Here is a 22,267-nt window from a genome sequence, read left to right as displayed (position 1 = left end):
GAACGATTTGAAAGTCGATAACTGTCTAGCTCCACAAGGAACGCTTCGACAGCTTTATCATCGCACGACTAAAAGCGCTAGCTTTTAGGAGGAGCGCCTACCCCCTCGAGGTGTCGGGGGTGGTCAAGGCGCTTCCGCATTTCATAAAGGAAGGGATTATATGTCATCTAAGCTCTTAAAGGGAACCTTCATCCTTACGCTTGGCACAATTATCTCGAAGGTTCTTGGTTTGTTTTATGTTATTCCTTTTTACCAAATTGTCGGGAAGGAAGGGACAGCCCTTTATTCCTTTTCGTATACACCTTATACAATCTTTATTAGTGTTGCAACAGCTGGGGTTCCGCTTGCTGTTTCAAAATTTATCTCTAAATATAATGCAATAGAGGAATATGCGGTCGGAAGAAAGCTGTTCAAATCAGGTTTGGCAGTCATGACGGCAAGCGGAATCATTTCATTCCTGATACTCTTCTTCCTTGCACCGGCGGTTGCCGAAATGACGCTGGCAGGGAAAGACGTTGAGGTTAGTGTTGAAGATGTTACAACTGTAATCAGAGCTGTATCATTTGCCCTGATTATAATTCCGTTCATGAGTTTGATAAGGGGGTTCTTTCAGGGACATCAGTCGATGGGTCCTACTGCTGTTTCACAGGTTGTGGAGCAGATTGTCCGCATCCTGTTTGTTCTAGCAGGTGCTTATGTTGTTTTAAATGTTATGGAGGGATCGCTGACCACAGCGATCAGTGTCGCCACCTTTGCTGCCTTTATTGGCGGCCTCGGAAGCCTCGGGGTATTATTCTGGTATTGGTATAAACGCAAGCCGCATTTGGATAAAATGCTTGAGGAAGATAAAGGGACCGTTGACATTTCCTTAAAGGAAATTTATAAAGAAATCATTCTTTATGCAGCACCGTTTGTATTTGTTGGTCTCGCGAATCCTCTCTTTCAGTTTATCGATCAGATTACATTTACCAGGGCGATGGATGCCATCGGTGAATCGAAAAATGCAGTAGCAGCCTTTTCTGTCCTGAACTTTGAGACGCATAAGCTGGTCATCATTCCCGTCTCGCTTGCCACAGCTTTCTCGCTGACGCTTGTGCCAAGTGTGACGAAAGCATTTATGGAAGAAGACAGGTCAGATTTAAACCGCCAGCTTAACCAGACTTTCCAGGTGCTTCTCTTTCTGACTCTTCCTGCCGTGGCAGGATTGTCCCTGCTTGCCGAGCCGGTTTTCACCCTGTTTTATGAACATAAAGATCTTGGTACTGAAGTGTTAAGAACTTATGCGCCAGTGGCGATTCTCTTTGCTTATTATTCGGTAACTGCAGCCATTCTGCAGGGAATCAATGAACAGCGTTTTACAATCTTAAGTTTGCTGACTGGCCTGCTTGTAAAGCTGTCACTGAATATTCCGCTCATAAAACTGTTCGAAACACAGGGAGCAGTATTTGCAACCGCTCTTGGCTATATCGCAGCTATTTTAATTAACCTTTTCGTAATTAAAACATTTGCAAAATATCCTTTCAAGCTTGTCTTAAGAAGAGGAATATTGATTGTATTATTTACTGCATGCATGTACATTGCTGCAGGCGTGGTTTATAAAATCACAACTGCCTTCTTATCGCCGGAATCCAATTTCCAGGCTATCATCATTGTCATTACCTGCGCAGCAGCAGGAGCGGGAGTCTATTTTTACCTAAGCTTCAGAACAAAATTAATCTATCTCCTGTTCGGATCAAGAGTCGATAGAATGCTTAAGAAATTAAGATTGAAGTCATAAAAATAGAAGGTCTCCTTGATGGGGGCCTTTTTAAAGCGGAGGTATGTTAAAGCCTTTCGCTTACTCAAAATTATATTGGAGGAGGGGCAGCCATGAGAATTGACAAAATGCTGGCCAATCTGGGCTACGGCAGCCGTAAGGATGTTAAAAAGCTTTTAAAGGATGGAGCTGTAACCGTAAATGATGTAAAAGTAAAGGATCCCAAGCACCAGGTCAATCCTGAACAGGATGCTGTCATCATTAATGGGGAAAAGGTTGAATATAAGGAATTCATTTATTTGATGATGAACAAACCGCCAGGCGTCATTTCCGCAACGGAAGACTCTCAATTTGAAACCGTGGTGGACCTGCTCGAAATGGAAGACCTTGTTTTTTCTCCTTTTCCAGTAGGGCGCCTGGATAAGGATACAGAAGGGCTTTTGCTGCTGACCAATGACGGCCAGCTGGCACATCGGCTGCTTTCTCCAAAGAAGCATGTTCCTAAAACCTATTTTGCAGTCATAGACAGTGAAGTCACAGCAGATGATATTGCCGCATTTAAAAAAGGGGTTATATTGGATGACGGCTATGAAACTAAGCCTGGTGAGCTTGAGATTCTTAAATCCGGCATAACATCCGATATTGAGTTAACTATCACAGAGGGAAAGTTTCATCAGGTGAAAAGAATGTTTGAGGCAGTGGGCAAAAGAGTCATCTATTTAAAAAGACTCTCAATGGGCCCGCTCGAGCTGGATGAAACATTGGAATTGGGTGAATATCGGGAATTGACTGATGAAGAGCTTGATAAGCTGATGAATTATGAAATGAGATGAGACGGAAAAATCGCCCTGACAGCAGGGCGATTTTTTATTTTTATTAGGTTGATTATGCTTTGAGTGTTAAGATGACATCTTTACTTTCTTTTGAGTAATGGTCCATTTGCCTCTGCTCGGACTCTTAACCAAGTCATTGTAGGCGAGGACATTTAAATCTCTTTGTATGGTGCGAGGAGTAATACCAAATTCCTCTACAAGCTCCTGAGTTGTTACAGTTCCGCGCTTACTAATAAACATGTAGACGGATTTTACACGGTTTAACATCCGGTTAGTTGAAGGTTTCAAAAAACCACTCCCTATCCTTTTTTCAAACCCCATGGCAATTTCCTGCAACCGACAGCTACATTGAAGGATTTTCCTTCAATCGTATGTAGTTTTCTTTTCCCCAGACAACCCCTTTGTATTCTGGTTATTTTAGTCAAGATGTCATACCTCTGACTATATTGTAACGCTATTATCTGATTATTTCTACTTTAAGAATACAATTTTACAAAAAATTTATAATGCTGCTTCTGTTTTAGTCTTTACATTCCCCTCCTTTTTAATGTATGTTCAATTCCCTAATTATTTGCGATTAAACCTCGATGGGAAAAGGGACTATTACTATAACTTATGGCAGAAGGGGCTTGTAATATGTACTGAAAATTCAAATAATCATTCAGGGAAGTTTCTATATCCTAAAATTTGTTTTTTGATTATAATCAATTGGTATATTTAAAAGAGATTGAAAGGAAGAAAGTGTTATGGAAGCTCACTCGCTGAGAGATCGCCTGGTATACCCGAAGGAAAACATTTATTTTGCGTTTGTTGCTTTATTTAGTATTTTGTCTTATATTTTTCTCGCATTCTCTATTATTGGGATTGTGATTATTTTGGGCTTAATCCTTGTATCTCTTCTGTTCCATGGGATTATGATGGGCGGGATCAGAAGAAACGGAGTAAGAATAAGTGAGAAACAATTTCCGGAGATTTATGAAAAAGCAGTACTAACTGCCAATGAAATGGGTCTGCGAGATCTGCCGGATATATATGTGATTGAGTCTGAAGGAGTCTTAAATGCCTTTGCAACCAGGTTTTTCAGAAGAAATATGGTTGTGTTATATTCTGGTATTTTTGAGTTGACTGCTCGGGGAGCTGAAAAGGAAGTGCTGTTCGTTCTGGCCCATGAGTTTGCTCATTTAAAAAGAAAGCATGTTATCATAAGCCTTCTTCTGCTTCCTGCTATGTGGGTTCCATTCCTCGGGAATGCGTACTTAAGAGCATGCGAGTATACTTGTGACCGTTATGCTGCCTTTTATATAAAGTCGTTTGAAGCATCAAGAGATGCCCTGACTATGCTTGCCATTGGAAAAGAACTTTATCCTAAGGTCAATAAGCAGGCATACATGGAGCAGCTCCAAACGGAAACCGGATTTTTTGTCTGGCTGAATGAAAAACTTTCCACCCATCCTCACCTGCCAAAAAGAATTTATGCTTTATCAAAAGTTTTTGCTGAAGAATCTGCAGTTGAGTTAAAAGAAACAAAGGGCAGGATATGGCTGGGGTTAGCAGCATCAGTCCTAACGCTGACTATTCTTTCCGGCGGACTTTGGGTTGGCTTTAAATCACTTGAAAAGATGGATTTGTGGACTGAAACGGTTATGGGCATTGAAGGGGCTACCGCTCTAATGAATGCGGCGAGTGAAAATGATACTGAAATGATCCGCACTTTACTGGCTGATGGAGCTGATATGGAGGAAATGGATGCAGATGGCACTACTGCCTTACACTGGGCTGTTTCTTATGGCCAGTATGACAGCGCTGCCCTTCTGCTGGAAAATGGCGCACAGCCTAATACGGCAGATAATTATCAAACCACCCCTTTAATGAGTGCAGTTTTTAATGAGGATAGTGAAATGGCTATGCTTCTTCTGGAATATGGTGCAGATCCCGCTGTGAAAGATGCGGATGGCTATACAGCCTATGATTACGCTGCAGACTTTGAAAATACAGAATTAATGGATATCCTCCAGCCCTAATGAAACTGCCCCTTTGTAGGGGCAGTTTTATTAAGGTCTTAAAGAAAATATGAAAAAGAGCAAACCTTTTCCAATTATATCCGTATGTATAGTCAGGAGGAGAGTAAATGAACTTATTAAACGCCGATATTGCATCAGCAGGCTATGAAAATGGAAAACCGATCATACATAATATTAATTTTGCTTTAAAAGCAGGGGAATTGATAGGGCTAATAGGTCCTAACGGAGCAGGAAAAAGCACAACGATTAAAACACTCCTTGGATTATTGGAACATAAAAAGGGGACAGTGGAATTTAAGCAGGGAGTTAAGTATTCCTATATACCTGAACGCCCCATTTTTTATGATGAGCTGACATTGTGGGAACACTTGGATTTTACAGCTGCCGTAGAGGGACTGCCGGAAATCCGGTATAAGAAGAGAGCGGCAGAGCTTTTGAAGGAGTACAATCTGTCTAAACACGCTCATAGATTTCCCGGCACATATTCAAAGGGTATGCAGCAAAAGGCCATGCTGATTCTCGCGATGCTTGCCAAGCCGGATGTCTATATTATTGATGAACCGTTTATTGGGCTGGATCCTAATGCTATGAAACTGTTTCTGGAATCAATTGAAAGAGAGAGGCAAAGGGGTGCAGGCATTCTAATGTCCACGCATGTTCTGGATACTGCTGAGAAAGTATGCGGCCGCTTTCTAATAGTGCATGATGGCCAGTTGAAAGCATCCGGCTCATTAGACGATATCAGGCAGCAATGCGGTCTTTTGACTGGTTCGCTTTATGATTGCTTTCATCAGATTGCAGAGGGAAATGACAATGAGAAGTAGTTCGCTCTTTCTTGGAAGGTTAATCAATAGCTGGAAGTATCAGTTTGGTATTTTCCGTTCCATTGCAGATTGGACCATCATGGTTTATCTCGTTGTTCCCGGTGCTGTCATTTTTGGAATGATATATCGCTCCTGGTGGTTAGAAGCGCCGGAATGGATTGCCGACTTGCCAATATTTATCCTTTTCTTCCTGCTTTATATTTTTTCATGGCTGGGAAACTTTCGCCCTTTTATACAAGAGGCTGATAAAGTATTTCTGGTGAAGAACAAGAGCCTCTATTTGGGAATGAGAAAATGGGGATTTGGCTATTCACTACTCTTTCAGGCAATCAGTACAGGCGCGATGATAGCTCTTCTTCTTCCCTTTCTAAAGAACAGTTATTTTTTGCAATGGAGTCAAATCATTGCCCTGCTGATTTTTTTCATTCCTATGAAATGGGTTATTATGACAATTTCCTATTATCTGAAAAGGATTGAAGGGAAGTTTAAAAGATATGTAATTTGCTTTCTGCTGTTTGTATTATTAAGCTGGTTCAGCCAGCTCGTCTATTCACTGTGGAATTTCGGTGCAGTCTTACCGGTTTATATGATTTCGGCAGTGCTGCTTTCCGGTACCCTAATGAGAGTCTCCCGGATGCTGAAAAAGATATCGGCGTTAGACTTTGAAATTATGCTGGAGCAGGAGGAAAAAACAAAGTATATCAAATGGATATTTATGATGGCTCCAGAAATAGAAAAGCCTGCTATTTCAATGAGGACAAAACCTCTATTATTCAGAAACTCCAGACGGATCTTTAAAAAGAGAACACCCATTACGGGACTGATAGAATTATTTATTAAGATTTTCATACGGAATCCCTCATATATTTTCAGTTATTTTCAAATCATTTCTGTAAGCGCAGCGGGGATTATTTCCATTCCGCCACTATGGATAAAAGTTATTGTGTCGGGCGTCTTCCTTTTCTTAATGTATACATGGCTTTCCATCACCTGGGATAAAGCCATTATGTCCCATCCTTTTACGAAAAAATATAGTGAAAAAGATTTCTATTTCACCGCAAGAAATAGAACGGTCATAGCCTTTTTCTTCCTCGCCATTTTGATCTTAAGCCTGATTGTAAGCGTCTTGACAATCATCTTGGCAAGGTTCAGCATTCCTGGTGCATAATAAAAGTATGTTCCTATTATCAGTCCCAAAAGCAAATTGCAGGCAATTGGGTTATAATGGGGAAATCATAACAGTTCAAATCAGGATAAGGAGGCAGCTTTATGAACATATTGGAATGGCAAAAAGAGGTTAATAACAGAAAAGACGCTTTAATTGAAGATACTCAAAAACTTTTGAGAATTAAAAGTCTGCTGGATGAAGAGAATGCAGCAGATGATGCGCCCCTTGGTGAAGGTGTAAAGGAAGCGCTCGATTTCATGCTTGAACTTGGAGAAAAGGATGGATTCACTGCTAAAAATGTCGGCAGCCTGGCTGGTCACCTGGAATTTGGCGAGGGTGAAGAAATTGTTGGTGTACTTTGTCATGTCGATGTAGTTCCTGAAGGAGATGGATGGACTAGCGATCCATTTGGTGCAGAAATCCGCGATGGAAAGATTTTTGCCAGAGGGGCGATCGACGACAAAGGCCCGACGATGGCTGCTTATTATGCTATGAAAATTGTAAAGGAATTAGAGCTGCCTTTAAGCAAACGGGTTCGAATGATTATTGGAACAGATGAAGAAAGTGACTGGCGCTGTGTAGAGCATTATTTTAAACACGAAGAAATGCCAGCAATGGGATTTGCACCTGATGCAGATTTCCCAATCATCTATGCAGAAAAGGGCATCTCAGATTTTGATCTTGTCCAAATTGGCCATACCGAAGAAACAGACAGGGAAGTATTGGCAGAGGTCGTGCATTTTCAGTCAGGAAGAAGATATAACATGGTTCCTGATTTTGCAAGAGCCAGTCTTGCAGTCCATCTTGAACACACTGAAGTGGTGCAAAGGTATATTGATTTCCTGAAAAAGACTGAGCTTGAAGGAAAGTATTACATAGATAACGGCGAACTGATTCTGGAGCTTCAGGGGGTTTCGGCTCATGGGATGGAGCCTGATAATGGAAAAAATGCAGGTATTCTGATGGCATCATTCCTGGCGTCCCTTCAGCTGGATGGGAAGGCATGCCAATATTTTCAGTTTGTATCCCGATACTTATGTGATGATTCCAGAGGAAGAAAGCTTGGCATCGCCTGTACGGATGAGATTACCGGAGATTTAACCGTTAATGTAGGAAAACTTTCATATACAAAAGAAAATGGCGGCCGTTTAGGCTTTAATGTACGTTATCCTGTCACTAACAATATGGATGATACGAAAAATAAGCTTCAGTCATTGATTGAAGACGAACATTTCAGATTAGAGAATTTCACTGATTCCAAGCCGCATCATGTGAAAGAAGATGATTTTCTTATACAGACCCTGAAAAAAGTGTATGAACAGCAGACTGGCGAAAAGGCAGAGCTCTTATCAATTGGCGGGGGCACATATGCACGTTCCTTGAAGTCTGGAGTGGCATTTGGCCCGCTTTTCCCAGGCAGGGAAGACGTGGCACATCAAAAAGATGAATATGTGTTTATTGAGGATTTAATAAAAGCTGCAGCTATTTATGCACAGGCGATTTATGAACTTGCGAAATAGCTCTGAAACCTGATATGATGGCTGAAAGATTTTACATAAACAGCTAATAGATTAGACAAAAAAACATATACAGGGAGTGGCTGGGAAATGGAATATGTTATTTTGAACGGAGACTTGATTGAACGATCAGAAGCGAAAGTGGATATCGAGGACCGGGGCTATCAATTTGGTGATGGCGTCTATGAAGTGATCCGCGTCTATAACGGAAAAATGTTTACGGCAGATGAGCACCTTGAAAGGCTGCTTGAGAGCGGAAGGAAAATAGAGCTCGATATCCCTTATTCTATAGGGCAGCTTAAACAGATGCTTGCAGAGATGATCGAAAGGAATAATCTCGAACTGGGAATAGTATATATGCAATTTTCCAGGGGGACTTCTCCAAGAAATCATGCTTATCCTGGAGCAGACGTTGCACCGGTGCTTACCGCCTATACCCGTGAAAACAAAAGACCTGTTGAGAGTATGAGAAATGGCGTTAAGGCAAGTTTGATTGAAGATATTCGCTGGCTGCGCTGTGATATAAAGAGCTTGAATTTGCTTGGCAATATCATGGCGAAGCAAAAAGCAGCTCAATCAGGCTGCTTTGAAGCTATTCAGCACCGAGGGGATACCGTGACTGAAGGGAGTTCCTCCAATATTGCAATCGTAAAAGATGGGACATTATATACTCATCCTGCAACAAATCTGATTCTAAATGGCATTACCCGGCGTAAGATTAATGAGATCTGCAGGGAAAATGGAATAGCGCTTGAAGAATCTGCTTTTACAAAAGCAGATCTGCTGGGCGCAGATGAAGTCTTTATGTCCAGTACATCAGCTGAAATTACTCCGATTACAGAGATTGAAGGAAAGCCTGTTGGTAATGGCAGACCTGGTCCATTAACAAATAAATTACAGAACCTTTTTGAAGAGGCAATTGAAAGTCAGTGCGGCAGTCTGACGGTTAAAATTAGATAATCTAAAACGAAAGACCCCAGGAACAATGGAACAATCCCTGGGGTCTTTTAACTTACTTACTCAAACTGAAATAGATCGCTTGAAAGATATCTTTCTCCAGTATCACATACAATAAATACGACAACATCATCCGGTTTAAGCCTTTTTGCTACCTGGATGGCGGCATAGCAGGCTGCTCCTGAGGATGGACCGACTAATATCCCTTCTTCTCTTGCCATTCTTCGTGTCGTATCATATGCTTCTTCATCTTTGATTTGGTGAATTTCATCATAAACATCCGTATTGAGAATCTCCGGAACAAATCCGGGACTTGTGCCGACAAGTTTGTGCCTGCCAGGCTTTCCGCCCGATAGGACGGGCGAGCCTTTTGGCTCCACAACATGCACTTCTAATCCAGGATAATGCTCTTTCAAAACTTCACCTGTGCCAGTAATCGTGCCGCCCGTCCCTGCCGTGGCAACAAAGGCTGAAAGTGGTTTGCCGATTTCCTTCATGCCCTCAATAATTTCGACTGCTGTTGAATGGCGATGTGCATCCGGGTTAGCGTTATTTTCAAATTGCATCGGCACAAAGCTGTTTGGAATCTCCTCAGCCAGTTCATTTGCTTTATTAATAGCCCCGGGCATTTTGTCATCTCCAGGAGTCAGGACAACTTCTGCTCCATATGCTTTCAAAAGGTTGATCCTCTCTGCCGTCATGGTATCAGGCATAACCAGAATAGCCTTATAGCCGCGTGCTGCTGCATTCATTGCAAGCCCGATACCGGTATTTCCGCTGGTTGGTTCAATAATGGTTGCCCCGGGTTTTAATTTGCCTGCTTTCTCAGCTTCGACAATCATATTATATGCCGCGCGGTCTTTTACACTGCGGCTTGGATTGTAGAATTCAAGTTTTGCATAAATGCTTGCGCCATTTTCGGGTGCAAGCTTATTTAATTTAACAAGTGGAGTATCTCCAATCAGGTCCGCGAGATTGTTGACAACTTTCATCTGACTCTCCCTTTCGAATAAGACTGTAATAACAAGGAAGTTTAATACTTTGTTATTTTATGTCCATCTGTTTAATTTCATCCTAACAAAGGAAATCTATAACTATTCATATTATATCCATCATACTAAACCAGACTATTCCAATCAAATCAAAAGGAATTGGAAAGAATACAAAAATAAAAGGACAAAACAGAAAGTATCTGCCAATCTTAACTGATGTTTGTTAAAATAAGTGAAAATATGGAGGAATTTCAAGTGTCTAATCAAATGAATGCTCATTTTTTCTTTGCGATGAAAATACCGGAGGAAACAAAGAAAAAACTGAAAGAATACATGGGGGATTTAAGACCAAAATTGACTTTTAGCCGCTGGGTCCATCATGAGGATTATCATATTACACTAGCATTTCTTGGGTCTGCACCCGAAGAAAAACTGCAGAAAGCAGCCAAGCTTGTCACTGACTCAATCAGAAACGAAGAAAGATTTCCACTTAATATCTGCAAACTTGGCGTATTTGGAAAACAAGAGGCTCCAAGAATTTTCTGGTGTGGAACACAGGAAGACAAGCATCTTCAAGAATTAAGATCAAAAGTATATTCAGCATGCCAGGAAGCGGGTTTTGAATTGGAGACAAGACCATTTAAACCTCATATCACTATGGCAAGAAAATGGGCTGGTATTCATCCATTTCAGGAAAGCATGCTGGACGCTAACAGTCCATTTAAAGACGGGCCCCTTGAATTTAAGGCTTCAGAAGTCGTCCTATACCAAACCCGCCTGGACAAAACTCCGAAATATGAAAGCATTGCCATCTTTCCGCTTTTGGAGGAATAAAATAAATACATACTATTAATGAATAACAGCTTAGGTGACATTGCTGCTTTTGAAAGAATATAAAATAGTTATCACTGAGTTGATTGGAGCGGAAGGTGCGAGACTCCAACGGGAGTAGCGCACCAGGGGAGACCCCGCAGCCCGTGGAAAGCGAGCACCTGTAGCGGAAATCAGCGGGCAAAATAAAAAGAACAAATGAATAATTAGAGATAGAAAGTTATATACGAAAGCAGGGCTAGGAGAATGGGACAGTTAATTAAATTGCAGGATTATGTTTCACGTTACCAACAAGACATTTTTGTATATCCTTCCCGTTTTGTCAGGCTAAAAAAACAGCAGTGGGATAAATGGCATAATGCATGGGAAACAAATGAATCCTTCAACCCCCACTCCGGGCAGCATTATACTGCCGGCACGGCAGACTGGCCTGAGGAAGAAAAAGAGCCGCTGATGGTAAAGCTAAAGGGGTTATTAAAGCGGGGGAGAAATGAAGAATTAGAGGGAAACGAGGCTGCCGGGAATGAGTTGAAAAAAGAGGGAGATGAGCTTGAATTTGAAGCCTCCTTTGCTGTGCGTCCAGAAACAATTGAGAATTTAAAACACCAGTTTCTGGATCAGCTTTATAGATTCCAGATGAAATGGGCAACCTCCACACTAACGGAAAAATCATTTCCAGATAAGCATTACTATTATGAAGAGAAGCTAAAGTATTTTTTGCAACGATATCCGGATACGTATCTTGTCATGTACAATCCGATCTTTTTACTGAAAAAGGCTCCGGTGGAAACAGAAAACATTGTTATAAGTCCGACTGAGGTATGGTGCATCAGCTTTTTGGAGGAAGAAGATTCAGCGGTATTCTCAGGTTCGAAGGATAGATTCTGGACAAAAAAGGGAAGAGGGGAAGAAAGAAAGGTCCTGAATCCGCTTCTTGCACTAAATAGAACTGAAAAGATTGTCCGAAAAATATTTGAAATTCATTCTATCGAATTGCCGATTAAAAAAGCTGTACTTACCCGAAATGGCTATATTGATTATCCTGCAGCTCCAATTGATGTTCAGCTAATCGAGAAAAGGACCTATGATCAATGGTTTCATACAATGAGAAGCCAGCGTTCGCCTCTTAAGCATGTTCAATTAAAAGGGGCACAGGCACTGCTTCAATATTGCAAGACTGCATCAGTCAAAAGGCTGGAGTGGGAGAATCGGGATGAATCATGAAAATTTACCCGAGGATAAAGCTCATAGCAGGGAAGAGCTTAAGTTCATTATTAACCCGCAGGCGAAAAATGGCTATTGTCTGAAAGTCGGGAAAAAAGTTGAGCTGATCCTGAAAGAGGAAAATATCTCTTACTCTGCTGTTAGGACAGAATATCAAAGCCATGCCAGGGAATTGGCGAAGATTTATGCAGAACAGGCAGGCGGGCAAAGATTATATCTTGTTGCTGTGGGCGGAGACGGGACGGTTCATGAGGTTATGAATGGCGCTGCGGGGCATCAGAATGTGACTGTTGGATTTATTCCTGGAGGATCTGGGAATGATTTCTCGCGGGGCTTTGGAGTCCCTAAAGCCCCTGCAGAATCTTTAAAAGCAATCCTTAAGGGGATCAGTAGTCATTCATCTGTGAAAGCTGATATCGGGATGATTAGGCACATAGATGGGAAAAAAACATATTTTATTAATAATATGGGTGCAGGATTTGATGCGCTGATTTCCCGGAAAGTTAACAGTTCAAAGATAAAAGGTATCTTGAATCAGTTATCTCTGGGCAAATTTGTATACGCTATCTTTCTTGTAAAAGAGCTGTTTACCTATAAATGCTCTGATCTTGAAATCGCTATTGGTGAAAAAAAACTCCAATTTAATTCTGCCTGGTTTATTACTATTTCCAATCAGCCATTCTATGGAGGCGGTATGAAGATTTCTCCGGATGCAAATCCTTTTGATGGAATCCTAAATGTTACGGTCGTCCACAATATATCAAGATTAAAACTTTTGTTTGTATTTGCCTCTGTCTTCAAGGGGCGTCACATAGGATTTAAAGAAGTCACATTTCTTCAGGGACAAAATGTCAGCATTAGATCTTCACACCCAATTCCTTTTCACGCAGATGGTGAGGCCTTAGGAAGCACCCCAATTTCAGCATCTGTTTGTCCCGAAGCCCTTCCTGTAATTATAGGAACTGTAAAAGATGGGTGATGATTTTAGGAGAGAGCTGCTCTTAAATTACCGTCCGACCAAGTAAAGGAGATGAGTTCGGAATGATAACGATTGAACGGACTTTTAATGCATACTTAGACGAAATGCACCTCATTACGATCATTCTTCCTTTCAGTTATCATCAGGGACGTTCTTCCGGGTTCTCTCTCCTTACTGACTGGGAAGAAGAGCTTCCTGTTGAAATATTGAAAAGCATGCCGATTGAGGATGCCATTAAATATACATGCAGAATAGATCATGAAGTGGAATTCGGGAAACAATATTGGGTAGTGGATGAATATGGAGGAAAAACAGATCTGCAAATTGGTGCCGTTATTCGAACAAGTGATTTTGATGAGAAATTCTATTATGATGGTCCACTGGGGTTCTCGTACAGCAAAGAAAAGACGCATTTCAGGCTCTGGGCTCCGACAGCTGCAAAGGTAAAACTTAAGCTTAAAGGAGCATTGGAGGAGGAAGCTGAGCTTATTCAGATGGCGAGAGAAGAAAGAGGAGTCTGGAGCTGTGAAGTAAAAGGAGACCTGGATCGTTTTCTTTATTCTTTTCTTGTATGCATTAATCTGGAGTGGAAAGAAGCTGTTGATCCATACGCAGTATCTTCAGCTATAAATGGGGAATATGGTGCGGTAGTCAATCTGGAAAATACTAAAATAAAGAAGCCGGAGCTTCCGCCGCTTCTGCAGCCGACAGATGCCATCATATATGAAACACATATTAGGGATTTTACCATTCATCCCGAGAGCGGGGCAGCAAATAAAGGCCTCTATTTAGGAGCGGGAGAGACAAACACAGTTGGCAGAGATGGGGAGCTGACATGCCTGTCATATGTCAAGGAGCTCGGTATTACTCACATTGAGTTTCTGCCTGTCCATGACTTTGAAGGTGTGAATGAAAAAAGTCCAAAAGAAGAATACAACTGGGGTTATAATCCGCTCCATTTTAATGTTCCGGAAGGAAGTTATTCTACTGATCCTCTAGATCCATATTCGCGGATCAGAGAATTGAAAGCCTTAATTCATGCAGTTCATTCTCAGGGACTTAGAGTCATTATGGACGTAGTCTATAATCATGTTTATATTCGCGAGCATTCTTCTTTTGAAAAAATCGTACCGGGTTATTTCTTCCGGCATGATGAATATGGAATGCCGTCAAATGGTACCGGGGTTGGAAATGACTTTGCCTCTGAACGCATGATGGCACGGAAATTTATTGTTGATTCTGTAACATACTGGATGAAGGAATATCAAATTGATGGGCTCAGGTTTGATTTGATGGGTATCCTCGATATTGAAACGATGAATGAGGTTCGCCAGAATGCGGAGTCGATTGACCCATCCGTCATTATTATTGGCGAGGGATGGGATTTGAATACCCCTATACCGGATGACCAAAAAGCAAGCATCCGCAATCAGGAAAAGATGCCGGGAATTGGCCAATTCAATGACTGGTTCAGAGATTCCATCAAAGGCAGTACGTTTAATTTATATGATAAAGGATATGCATTGGGGAATGACCATTACTATGATGCGGCAAAGCAGGTATTGGGTGGAAGTATAGGCCTTGAAAAAAAGGAAAAAGGCATTTTCCTTTCCCCATCTCAATCTGTAAATTATGTAGAATCCCATGATAATCATACTCTGTGGGATAAAATACAAGTTTGTTCTGAAAATGCGGATCATCATGTGAACCAGCAAAAGCACCGCTTGGCAACTGCAATCGTACTTCTTTCACAGGGAATTCCATTTCTGCATAGCGGACAGGAATTCTTTCGGACCAAAGCAGGAAATGGAAATAGCTATCGTGCCCCAGACTCCATCAATAATCTGGATTGGGAGAGGAAATCCATTTACTTAAATAATGTTAAGTATATTAAAGGGATGATCAGCATTAGAAGGTCAATTCCTCTTTTCAGGCTTGCCAATGCAGAAATGATACGGAATTCCATGAGGTTTCTGGATATAAAAAAACCGCTAATAGGTTATGTGTTAACAAGCAGTGAACAAAATGCCGAGTGCAGCGATGCCGCCGTTTTTATCAATCCTCTAATGACGAAAGAAGAAATTTTTCTCCCCGAAGGGGCTTGGGACCTTATTGCGGATGAACGTGAAGCCGGTATATCCACTATTCGCAAGATTAACACCAGATTTGAAATGCCGCCATTGTGTTCATATGTATTGGTTTGCAGAAAATAGAAGAAAACTGAGATGCAATCGGGCTGTTTAGCATTATTTTCTGCAAACATTATCCTTAAATTGAAAATAATGATGAATCGACCAGAAAAATCTTCAATTTTTCTGATGATATTCCGTAAACCTAAATAGATGCACTTGACGAAAAAAGCCAGTAAGAATAAAATTTATAAAGATGGCTATTGTGAGAAACTTACATCAATAGCTCTTTTTTTTATTTTAAGCTCCCAATACATTGCTGATTAGGCATTTGCCCGGTTACTTTGTGCTTTATAGGTGCTTTACTTGATTAACCTGATAAACAGCTTATATTTACGAAAATGCATTATATTCAAATAGAACTCATCAATACTAAGCAAAGGCCTTTTTATCGGCCATGGCAAAATAAGTCTTGCTGCAAAAAACAGGGCTTATTTTTCAACTCAAGCTATTTTACAACCAATGGCTTACTAAATTGCAGGTGAACAATTTTGGAACATTTATTTGGACATGACTGGGAGATTGTTCCCGCCGGAGGGGCGACAGGGGAAGCCTTCTACGCAAAGCACGAAGAGCAGAGGCTTTTTCTTAAAAGAAACTCTTCACCTTTCCTGGCGGTTCTGTCTGCGGAAGGAATCGTCCCGAAACTTATCTGGACAAAAAGAATGGAAAATGGGGACGTAATAACTGCCCAGCAATGGCTTAATGGAAGAGAGCTCAAAGCTTCTGACATGAACCAGGAAAGCGTAGCAAAGCTTTTGAGGAAAATTCATTCTTCAAAGCCGCTGCTTGGTATGCTGACAAGAATGGGAAAGTCTCCGCTGCAGCCCGAAACCCTTTTGCGTTTGATTGGGGAAGAACTGGATTGTGACCTGAAGGAGCAGGCTGCCGTTATTCAGTCTGTCGATTTCCTGAAAAAAGAGGTTTCACATATCCGCTTTGAGGAAAATACGGTGTGCCATTGCGATGTGAATCATAACAACTGGCTGCTTTCGGAAAACAACCAGCTGTACTTGATTGATTGGGATGGAGCCATGATAGCAGATCCGGCCATTGATCTGGGTATGCTATTGTATTGGTATATTCCTAAAGAAGAATGGCCAAATTGGCTTGAGAGATATGGCATTCAATTGTCAGATGATTTGCTGCTCCGCATGAAATGGTATGTGATTGCACAGACTTTGACATCTATTCAATGGCATAAAAATAAATTTAGATACCAGGAAATGAATAAGTGGCTTTCCTACCTGGATGAACTGCTTTAGGATTTACGAAAATTGATCAATATCCTGTACCCATTGTGATAATTCATTCTGATGCGATTCAATGTGAGTATCCAATTGGGAAGAATTGATCCCGTGCTGACTGTATTCATAAATTTCTTCTAATACTGTTTTAACGTTTTGATTAATGTTTCCGTTGATCATTAATGATTTAACCAATCGTTCCAATTGTTCACATTCTGAAATAGAGCCACAGCAATCTGTCTGATGATTGCTTAAAATATCTTTTAATAAATTTAATTGATCCTGGTGTCCAAGCGGCATGAATAACATCCTTTCTATTGAATCTGAAAATAAAAACAAAAGGAATTCACTTTTAGGTTGTGGATTCCTTTTTTATTTATTCATTGGCGATTGTAATTTAGGTGTTTGGATGCCATTGGGTTAAACTACAAACAAGGGATGAACCAATTCAGTAATTCCCCTTAAATTAAAGTTGCATCACTTTGATAGGCATGATATTGTTTGAACGATATTAATTTTTAGGAGTGGCATAATGCGACAGCGAAATAAACCTTGGGCGAAAGATAAATTAGCCGAATATCCGCAATATGTAATTTCAGAACCTGAAAAATATAAAGGAAAGTGGAATGAAGCATTCGATAAAAATCAGCCCCTTCATATAGAAATTGGGACAGGAAAAGGCCGCTTCATAACTGGTATGGCAAAAGCAAACCCGAATATCAACTATATTGGGATTGAACTGGCTGAAAGCGTCATTGTCACTGCTCTCGATCGTATCATCGAGGATGAACTTCCAAATGTAAAGCTTCTGAATGTGAATGCCAATGATCTTCGGGATTACTTTGAAAAAGACGAAGTCAATCGTGTCTACCTCAATTTCTCAGATCCATGGCCAAAGAAACGCCATGCAAAACGCAGGCTGACTTATCGAAGCTTCCTGGAGATTTATGAAGATATCCTTGGAGATAAGGGAGAAATTCACTTTAAGACTGATAACCAGGGATTGTTTGAATCATCTCTTATGAGTTTCTCCGAGTACGGCATGCTTCTGACATTTGTCAGCCTGGACCTTCACAATAGCGATTATGAAGGAAACGTAATGACCGAATATGAAGAGAAGTTTTCTTCAAGGGGGAGCCGTATATTCCGATGTGAAGCCCAATACAGATAAGCAAGTCTATCCAGATGGATAGGCTTTTTTATTGATATTGCAATATTGGCTGTTAGCATGTGTGTTAAATAATCTAAATATTTCTATAAGTAAGCGCTTAAATGTTAATATGAGATATAGGGAAAGCGAGCGCTTGCTCAGAAAACTTAAATGGAGGAGATAATGATGGAAGCATTGGAGTTAAAGAACGTAAATCTGTACTGGCTTCGCGGAGGTGTCACACACCTTGATGGAGGGGCCATGTTTGGAGTAGTCCCTAAGCCTTTGTGGTCTAAAAGATATCCCTGCAATGAAAATAATCAGATCGAACTTAGAACAGATCCCATCCTTATTCAATTTGACGGTAAAAATATTCTAGTCGAATCGGGTCTTGGAAACGGGAAGCTGAATGATAAACAGAAGAGGAATTTCGGAGCGCTTGAAGAGTCTTTTGTAGAACAGGATTTAGCCAAGCACGGTTTGTCATCCGAGGACATTGATTATATCCTTATGACGCATCTTCATTTCGATCATGCCTGCGGACTGACCAAACCGGAAGAAGGAAAATTTTCTTCTGTATTTCCAAATGCCAGAATCGTTGCATCACAAGTGGAATGGGAAGAAATGAAAAATCCTAATATCCGCTCAAGGAATACATATTGGAAAGAAAACTGGGAGTCTATTCAGGATCAAGTGGAAGTCTTTGAAGGAGAGTGGGCGCTCGGACCTATTAAATTGGTGCATACAGGCGGCCATAGTGATGGACATTCAATACTTGTTATAGAAGATGAGGATGAGACCGTCATTCATATGGCTGATATCATGCCGACTCATGCCCATGCAAATGTACTATGGGTTCTCGCTTACGATGACTACCCGATGGATTCCATAAGCGCCAAGGAAAAATGGATTGGATACGGGCTGAAAAAAAATGCATGGTTCACTTTTTACCATGATGCTTTTTACCGGGCAGTCAAGTGGGATGAATCAGGAAACATGCTTGAGAAGGTGGAAAAGAAACAAAGTTAAAAAATCCCCGTCCGGGGATTTTTTAATACAGACTCGGCTGCTGATGATTAATAAAGTGGAAAAACGTCCAAAATGGTTCCAGTTTCTGCGTCGGCAATGAATTCATATTGCTCGGCTTCTTCACCTGAAAACCTCGATATGCCGCCCTTATAAACTTGATATTTTAAATGTCCTTTTTCATAAGGTTCAGCTTTCATATGAATCCATGATCCGCTTATCGGTCCTTCCTGTTTAAATGCATCCTTTGCATTCGCCAAAGCTTTCTCCGGGGAAACAGCAGTTTTTTGCGAGAGCAATTCCCTTGCTGCGTATCCGCTTGCCAAACCAACCCCAACACCTAACATAAATGACTTCCAATTCATAATTGCACCTCCCCAGGCTGATGATAAAAAAGGCTGTTCATTTTTACATTTTTTTCTGTTTTCCAATTCTATCTTATCAAAAATAGGCTTAAACTAAAATAAATAATGCACAGCCTAAATTTCGGCAATCGAAGTTTCACGCCTGAAATGGTGGAAAGACGTATGAAAGTTCTGTAAAATGAAATTATACATATCTGCATAGCCAAATTGGAAAGTGATAAAGGAGAAGAATAATGAACGAAAAAACATTGCAGCTTTTTAAAACATTGACAGAGTTGCCAGGGGCACCTGGCAACGAGCATTTAGTACGAAAATTCATGCGTGAACAAATCGGCCTGTATACAGAAGAAGTCGTTCAGGATAAGCTTGGAGGCATCTTCGGCGTAAAAAGAGGCGATCAGAGCGGCCCGACTGTAATGGTGGCAGGCCATATGGATGAAGTTGGATTCATGGTCACTTCTATAACTGATAATGGCATGATCCGTTTTCAGACACTGGGAGGCTGGTGGAGCCAGGTTCTGCTGGCACAAAGAGTCCAAATTATTACGGATAATGGATCTGTAACAGGAGTTATCGGTTCAATTCCTCCGCATCTTTTAGACGAAGCAAAGCGCAGCAAGCCGATGGAAATGAAGAATATGCTGATTGATATTGGTGCAGATGACCGCGAAGATGCAAAAAGAATAGGCATTAAGCCAGGACAGCAAATTCTGCCGATTTGTCCATTCACACCAATGGCAAATGAAAAGAAAATCCTGGCGAAAGCATGGGATAACCGTTATGGCTGTGGTTTGGCGGTGGAACTTTTAGAGGAAGTCCAGAATGAAGCACTTCCAAATATTCTTTATTCCGGAGCAACTGTTCAGGAAGAGGTTGGCTTAAGAGGTGCACAGACAGCTGCGAATATGATCAATCCTGATATTTTCTTTGCATTGGATGCAAGCCCTGCCAACGATATGACCGGGGATAAAAACGAGTTCGGACACTTAGGCAAAGGAGCTCTGCTGCGGATACTTGACCGTTCAATGGTAACGCACCGGGGCATGAGGGAATTTGTACTGGATACAGCCGAAACGAACAACATCCCATATCAGTATTTCATCTCACAGGGCGGAACAGACGCCGGAAAAGTTCATGTATCCAACGAAGGTGTTCCAAGTGCCGTAATCGGCATTTGCTCCCGCTATATCCACACACATGCATCTATTGTGCATGTCGATGATTATGCAGCGGCAAAAGAATTGCTTGTAAAACTAGTAAAGGCTTGTGACCGTTCAACAGTAGATACCATCCGTCAAAACAGTTAAGCAGATGAGACAGCAGATGCTGTCTCTTTTTCCTGTAATATGAAAGGAGTTCTCATGAAAGTCATCATTGGTTCAAAAAATCCCGCAAAGATTTTGGCAGTACAAACTGCTTTTAGCCATTATGAAGCTGCAATTATTTCTGAAGATGTGCCCTCAGGAGTGAACGACCAGCCATTCTCGGACGACGAAACCATAAAAGGGGCCATTAACAGAGCATATGGAGCACTCCAAGCATCCGGCGGACAAATTGGCATTGGCCTCGAGGGCGGTGTGCAGAAAACAGATTACGGGCTATTTCTCTGTAATTGGGGGGCTCTGGCGGAAAAAGGGCATCCTCCTATTATTGCTGGCGGAGCCAGGATTCCTCTTCCAGATGGGGTTGCAGCCCGGCTTTTGGCTGGCGAAGAACTTGGGCCTGTAATGGATGATTACGCCAAAAAAGAAAATGTCCGAAAACATGAAGGAGCTGTTGGTATTTTTACAAATGGGCAGATTAATCGTGCTGACATGTTCTCACATGTCATGAAGCTTCTTGTAGGGCAATATGAAAATAGAAAAAGGGGCTAGCTTGGTGCTAGCCCTCTTTTTCTATTCGGTTTCGAAGATGTATGACAAAACTTTCAAGGCCTGGTTGACCGTTTCAACTGTCACATTTGCTTTACTTGAAAGCTCCTTTAAAGGGTGATGCAGCTCATTAGGGCGGATGAGGATCAGCGGTTTTCCAAGTGCAGCAGCTGCACTTGCGTCCATGGCAGTATTCCATTGCTTATACTTTTCACCAAACAAAGCAATCACCAGATCTGCTTTTTGCATAAGAAGCTGGGTTCTTAAGTTATTGATGCTTGAAGCGGCTTCATCACGGAAGATTGCATCCGGCTGCTTCCCGAGAATTTCCTCTCCGATCATATCAGAACGGTCATGGTTTTCCATTGGCCCTGTAAAATGAACAGGAAGCTGAAGTGATTTAGCTTTCTCCTTTAATTCATTGCGCCAATTGGAATGTATCTCACCTGCTAAGTAGACGGTTATTTCCATTCTTTTTCCTCCTTTATGCAATATTCTTATATTTTAACATTTCTTCTAAGAAGTAACGCAGTGAAAAGGCTCTCAATCCTGACCTGAAGGGTTGTCAGACTATTAAGAAGAAATGTATGATAGGGAAGGATATGAGATTCCATGCAAGGAGGGGACTTTAAAGTGCATAAAAGATTTACCGCAGCCTTGCTCTTATTTATTTCATTAATACTGCTCAGTGCCTGTTCAGCATCGTTGGAAGAAGAGCAAACCGCCGCAAAGAATGCTGCAGAGGAAACATTTAACCAATCACCTGAAAAGACAAACCATGAGTTTGAAGATATAGAATATTATTTGCCTTTTGGCTACGAAGTAGAAAAGGAAAGTCCAAATAACATCATTTTAAAAAATGGCTCCAAACGGTATATCCTGTTTTACAACCAGCATGAAGGTCCGGACAGCAAGATTGTTTATGATGCTACCCTAAAGCAGAAAGATGAATTTGAAGTTAAAGAGACGTTTGCAAAAGATGGACATCATGGCTTCCTGTTAATCGACAGCGGAAAAAAAGACGAACATGAATTAGTCGTCGGGATTGGCGGTGTAAAATTATCTACGCAGGCTGCAACCGGAAATTTATCCTCTGAGGCTGCTGCGATGATGGAGATAGCTAATTCTGTCCAGGTGAAGAACTAAAGCGAAGGGTGATGTCCTTCGTTTTTGTTTTGTTTTTTAAGGAATTAATTTTTAATAAATATGATAGAAAACCTCTATTAAAAGAACAATAAGAATACAAAAGATTTTATATTACAAGTGTCTTTACATGTGTTATCTTATAGTTGCAGAACTTTTACATAGGGGGAAAAT

General features: G+C 41.1%; 22 protein-coding genes. 17 read left to right on the top strand and 5 right to left on the bottom strand.

The features are described from left to right. Positions 1-160 precede the first annotated feature (160 nt). Together JI665_RS10385 and JI665_RS10380 are read left to right on the top strand one after the other, a co-directional pair. Positions 161-1,777, top strand: coding sequence for a putative polysaccharide biosynthesis protein (locus JI665_RS10385; RefSeq protein ID WP_206839201.1), 1,617 nt, complete (start codon positions 161-163; stop codon positions 1,775-1,777). A 92-nt stretch (positions 1,778-1,869) separates the two neighbouring features. Then, on the top strand, positions 1,870-2,589 hold the full coding sequence (locus JI665_RS10380; protein WP_206839199.1) for a pseudouridine synthase: 720 nt from the start codon (positions 1,870-1,872) through the stop codon (positions 2,587-2,589). 66 nt (positions 2,590-2,655) lie between these two features. Here the strand turns inward: JI665_RS10380 and JI665_RS10375 are convergent, their stop codons facing one another. Further along, a complete protein-coding gene (locus JI665_RS10375) occupies positions 2,656-2,877 on the bottom strand; it encodes a DeoR family transcriptional regulator (RefSeq protein WP_026041817.1) in 222 nt (73 codons plus the stop codon). Between the two features lie 458 nt (positions 2,878-3,335). On the opposite strand from JI665_RS10375, the gene JI665_RS10370 reads away from it, so the two are divergent. From JI665_RS10370 to dat, 5 genes are all read left to right on the top strand, one after another. After that, positions 3,336-4,610 (top strand): M48 family metallopeptidase, encoded by a 1,275-nt coding sequence (locus JI665_RS10370; RefSeq protein ID WP_206839198.1) that lies wholly within the window; start codon positions 3,336-3,338, stop codon positions 4,608-4,610. Positions 4,611-4,717: 107 nt separating this feature from the next. Beyond that, positions 4,718-5,434: an ABC transporter ATP-binding protein gene (locus JI665_RS10365; protein WP_206839197.1), complete on the top strand. Its 717-nt coding sequence runs from the start codon at positions 4,718-4,720 to the stop codon at positions 5,432-5,434. Continuing rightward, positions 5,424-6,602: an ABC transporter permease gene (locus tag JI665_RS10360; protein ID WP_206839196.1), complete on the top strand. Its 1,179-nt coding sequence runs from the start codon at positions 5,424-5,426 to the stop codon at positions 6,600-6,602. The genes JI665_RS10365 and JI665_RS10360 overlap by 11 nt, the downstream gene beginning before the upstream one ends. Positions 6,603-6,703: 101 nt before the next feature. After that, positions 6,704-8,122 (top strand): dipeptidase PepV, encoded by a 1,419-nt coding sequence (pepV, locus tag JI665_RS10355; RefSeq protein WP_206839195.1) that lies wholly within the window; start codon positions 6,704-6,706, stop codon positions 8,120-8,122. An 87-nt stretch (positions 8,123-8,209) separates the two neighbouring features. After that, the gene (dat, locus tag JI665_RS10350; protein WP_206839193.1) at positions 8,210-9,079 is read left to right on the top strand and encodes a D-amino-acid transaminase; all 870 of its coding nucleotides are present in this window, start codon (positions 8,210-8,212) and stop codon (positions 9,077-9,079) included. A 56-nt stretch (positions 9,080-9,135) separates the two neighbouring features. Here dat and cysK read toward each other — a convergent pair whose 3' ends face one another. Continuing rightward, complete coding sequence (cysK, locus tag JI665_RS10345) at positions 9,136-10,068, bottom strand: cysteine synthase A (RefSeq protein ID WP_206839192.1); 933 nt, start codon at positions 10,066-10,068, stop codon at positions 9,136-9,138. A 255-nt stretch (positions 10,069-10,323) separates the two neighbouring features. Between cysK and thpR the strand changes: the two genes are divergently transcribed. The 5 genes from thpR (at position 10,324) to JI665_RS10320 (ending at position 16,556) form a co-directional block, all read left to right on the top strand. Then, complete coding sequence (gene thpR / locus JI665_RS10340) at positions 10,324-10,902, top strand: RNA 2',3'-cyclic phosphodiesterase (RefSeq protein ID WP_206839191.1); 579 nt, start codon at positions 10,324-10,326, stop codon at positions 10,900-10,902. Between the two features lie 243 nt (positions 10,903-11,145). Then, a complete protein-coding gene (locus tag JI665_RS10335; protein WP_206839190.1) occupies positions 11,146-12,123 on the top strand; it encodes a nuclease-related domain-containing protein in 978 nt (325 codons plus the stop codon). Beyond that, a complete protein-coding gene (locus JI665_RS10330) occupies positions 12,113-13,102 on the top strand; it encodes a diacylglycerol/lipid kinase family protein (protein ID WP_206839189.1) in 990 nt (329 codons plus the stop codon). The genes JI665_RS10335 and JI665_RS10330 overlap by 11 nt, the downstream gene beginning before the upstream one ends. Before the next feature lie 62 nt (positions 13,103-13,164). Next, positions 13,165-15,315 (top strand): type I pullulanase, encoded by a 2,151-nt coding sequence (pulA, locus tag JI665_RS10325; protein ID WP_206839188.1) that lies wholly within the window; start codon positions 13,165-13,167, stop codon positions 15,313-15,315. A gap of 467 nt (positions 15,316-15,782) precedes the next feature. Next, positions 15,783-16,556, top strand: a complete 774-nt coding sequence (locus JI665_RS10320) for a phosphotransferase family protein (protein ID WP_206839187.1) — start codon at positions 15,783-15,785, stop codon at positions 16,554-16,556. 3 nt (positions 16,557-16,559) lie between these two features. Here JI665_RS10320 and JI665_RS10315 read toward each other — a convergent pair whose 3' ends face one another. Beyond that, complete coding sequence (locus tag JI665_RS10315) at positions 16,560-16,838, bottom strand: YtzH-like family protein (protein ID WP_009333350.1); 279 nt, start codon at positions 16,836-16,838, stop codon at positions 16,560-16,562. A 232-nt stretch (positions 16,839-17,070) separates the two neighbouring features. On the opposite strand from JI665_RS10315, the gene trmB reads away from it, so the two are divergent. Next, on the top strand, positions 17,071-17,709 hold the full coding sequence (trmB, locus tag JI665_RS10310) for a tRNA (guanosine(46)-N7)-methyltransferase TrmB (RefSeq protein ID WP_206839185.1): 639 nt from the start codon (positions 17,071-17,073) through the stop codon (positions 17,707-17,709). 165 nt (positions 17,710-17,874) lie between these two features. Further along, positions 17,875-18,717: a YtnP family quorum-quenching lactonase gene (locus JI665_RS10305; protein ID WP_206839320.1), complete on the top strand. Its 843-nt coding sequence runs from the start codon at positions 17,875-17,877 to the stop codon at positions 18,715-18,717. A 47-nt stretch (positions 18,718-18,764) separates the two neighbouring features. On the opposite strand, the gene JI665_RS10300 is transcribed toward JI665_RS10305, so the two are convergent. Continuing rightward, entirely contained in the window at positions 18,765-19,079 is a 315-nt protein-coding gene (locus JI665_RS10300) for a PepSY domain-containing protein (protein ID WP_206839183.1), read from the bottom strand. Positions 19,080-19,312: 233 nt separating this feature from the next. Between JI665_RS10300 and JI665_RS10295 the strand changes: the two genes are divergently transcribed. Further along, positions 19,313-20,386 (top strand): M42 family metallopeptidase, encoded by a 1,074-nt coding sequence (locus JI665_RS10295; RefSeq protein WP_206839181.1) that lies wholly within the window; start codon positions 19,313-19,315, stop codon positions 20,384-20,386. 54 nt (positions 20,387-20,440) lie between these two features. Continuing rightward, a complete protein-coding gene (locus JI665_RS10290; RefSeq protein ID WP_206839179.1) occupies positions 20,441-20,953 on the top strand; it encodes a DUF84 family protein in 513 nt (170 codons plus the stop codon). A gap of 21 nt (positions 20,954-20,974) precedes the next feature. On the opposite strand, the gene JI665_RS10285 is transcribed toward JI665_RS10290, so the two are convergent. Then, positions 20,975-21,421, bottom strand: a complete 447-nt coding sequence (locus JI665_RS10285) for a YtoQ family protein (RefSeq protein WP_206839177.1) — start codon at positions 21,419-21,421, stop codon at positions 20,975-20,977. A 162-nt stretch (positions 21,422-21,583) separates the two neighbouring features. Between JI665_RS10285 and JI665_RS10280 the strand changes: the two genes are divergently transcribed. After that, positions 21,584-22,096, top strand: coding sequence for a hypothetical protein (locus JI665_RS10280; protein ID WP_206839175.1), 513 nt, complete (start codon positions 21,584-21,586; stop codon positions 22,094-22,096). Positions 22,097-22,267 lie beyond the last annotated feature (171 nt).

This window comes from Bacillus sp. NTK034 (assembly GCF_017303275.1).
Classification (GTDB): Bacteria; Bacillota; Bacilli; order Bacillales; family Cytobacillaceae; genus Cytobacillus.
The sequence above is the reverse complement of the archived record's forward strand: the minus strand, read 5'-3'. Positions and strand labels throughout refer to the sequence as shown.

Bases quoted from the DNA above. Each gene is read 5' to 3' on its own strand.
- JI665_RS10315 (WP_009333350.1), bottom strand. From the start codon at position 16,838: ATGCCGCTTGGACACCAGGATCAATTAAATTTATTAAAAGATATTTTA.
- pulA (WP_206839188.1), top strand. From the start codon at position 13,165: ATGATAACGATTGAACGGACTTTTAATGCATACTTAGACGAAATGCAC.
- JI665_RS10335 (WP_206839190.1), top strand. From the start codon at position 11,146: ATGGGACAGTTAATTAAATTGCAGGATTATGTTTCACGTTACCAACAA.
- dat (WP_206839193.1), top strand. From the start codon at position 8,210: ATGGAATATGTTATTTTGAACGGAGACTTGATTGAACGATCAGAAGCG.
- JI665_RS10385 (WP_206839201.1), top strand. From the start codon at position 161: ATGTCATCTAAGCTCTTAAAGGGAACCTTCATCCTTACGCTTGGCACA.
- cysK (WP_206839192.1), bottom strand. From the start codon at position 10,068: ATGAAAGTTGTCAACAATCTCGCGGACCTGATTGGAGATACTCCACTT.
- JI665_RS10370 (WP_206839198.1), top strand. From the start codon at position 3,336: ATGGAAGCTCACTCGCTGAGAGATCGCCTGGTATACCCGAAGGAAAAC.
- JI665_RS10330 (WP_206839189.1), top strand. From the start codon at position 12,113: ATGAATCATGAAAATTTACCCGAGGATAAAGCTCATAGCAGGGAAGAG.
- JI665_RS10290 (WP_206839179.1), top strand. From the start codon at position 20,441: ATGAAAGTCATCATTGGTTCAAAAAATCCCGCAAAGATTTTGGCAGTA.
- JI665_RS10360 (WP_206839196.1), top strand. From the start codon at position 5,424: ATGAGAAGTAGTTCGCTCTTTCTTGGAAGGTTAATCAATAGCTGGAAG.
- pepV (WP_206839195.1), top strand. From the start codon at position 6,704: ATGAACATATTGGAATGGCAAAAAGAGGTTAATAACAGAAAAGACGCT.
- JI665_RS10295 (WP_206839181.1), top strand. From the start codon at position 19,313: ATGAACGAAAAAACATTGCAGCTTTTTAAAACATTGACAGAGTTGCCA.
- JI665_RS10300 (WP_206839183.1), bottom strand. From the start codon at position 19,079: ATGAATTGGAAGTCATTTATGTTAGGTGTTGGGGTTGGTTTGGCAAGC.
- trmB (WP_206839185.1), top strand. From the start codon at position 17,071: ATGCGACAGCGAAATAAACCTTGGGCGAAAGATAAATTAGCCGAATAT.
- JI665_RS10380 (WP_206839199.1), top strand. From the start codon at position 1,870: ATGAGAATTGACAAAATGCTGGCCAATCTGGGCTACGGCAGCCGTAAG.
- JI665_RS10285 (WP_206839177.1), bottom strand. From the start codon at position 21,421: ATGGAAATAACCGTCTACTTAGCAGGTGAGATACATTCCAATTGGCGC.
- JI665_RS10365 (WP_206839197.1), top strand. From the start codon at position 4,718: ATGAACTTATTAAACGCCGATATTGCATCAGCAGGCTATGAAAATGGA.
- JI665_RS10305 (WP_206839320.1), top strand. From the start codon at position 17,875: ATGGAAGCATTGGAGTTAAAGAACGTAAATCTGTACTGGCTTCGCGGA.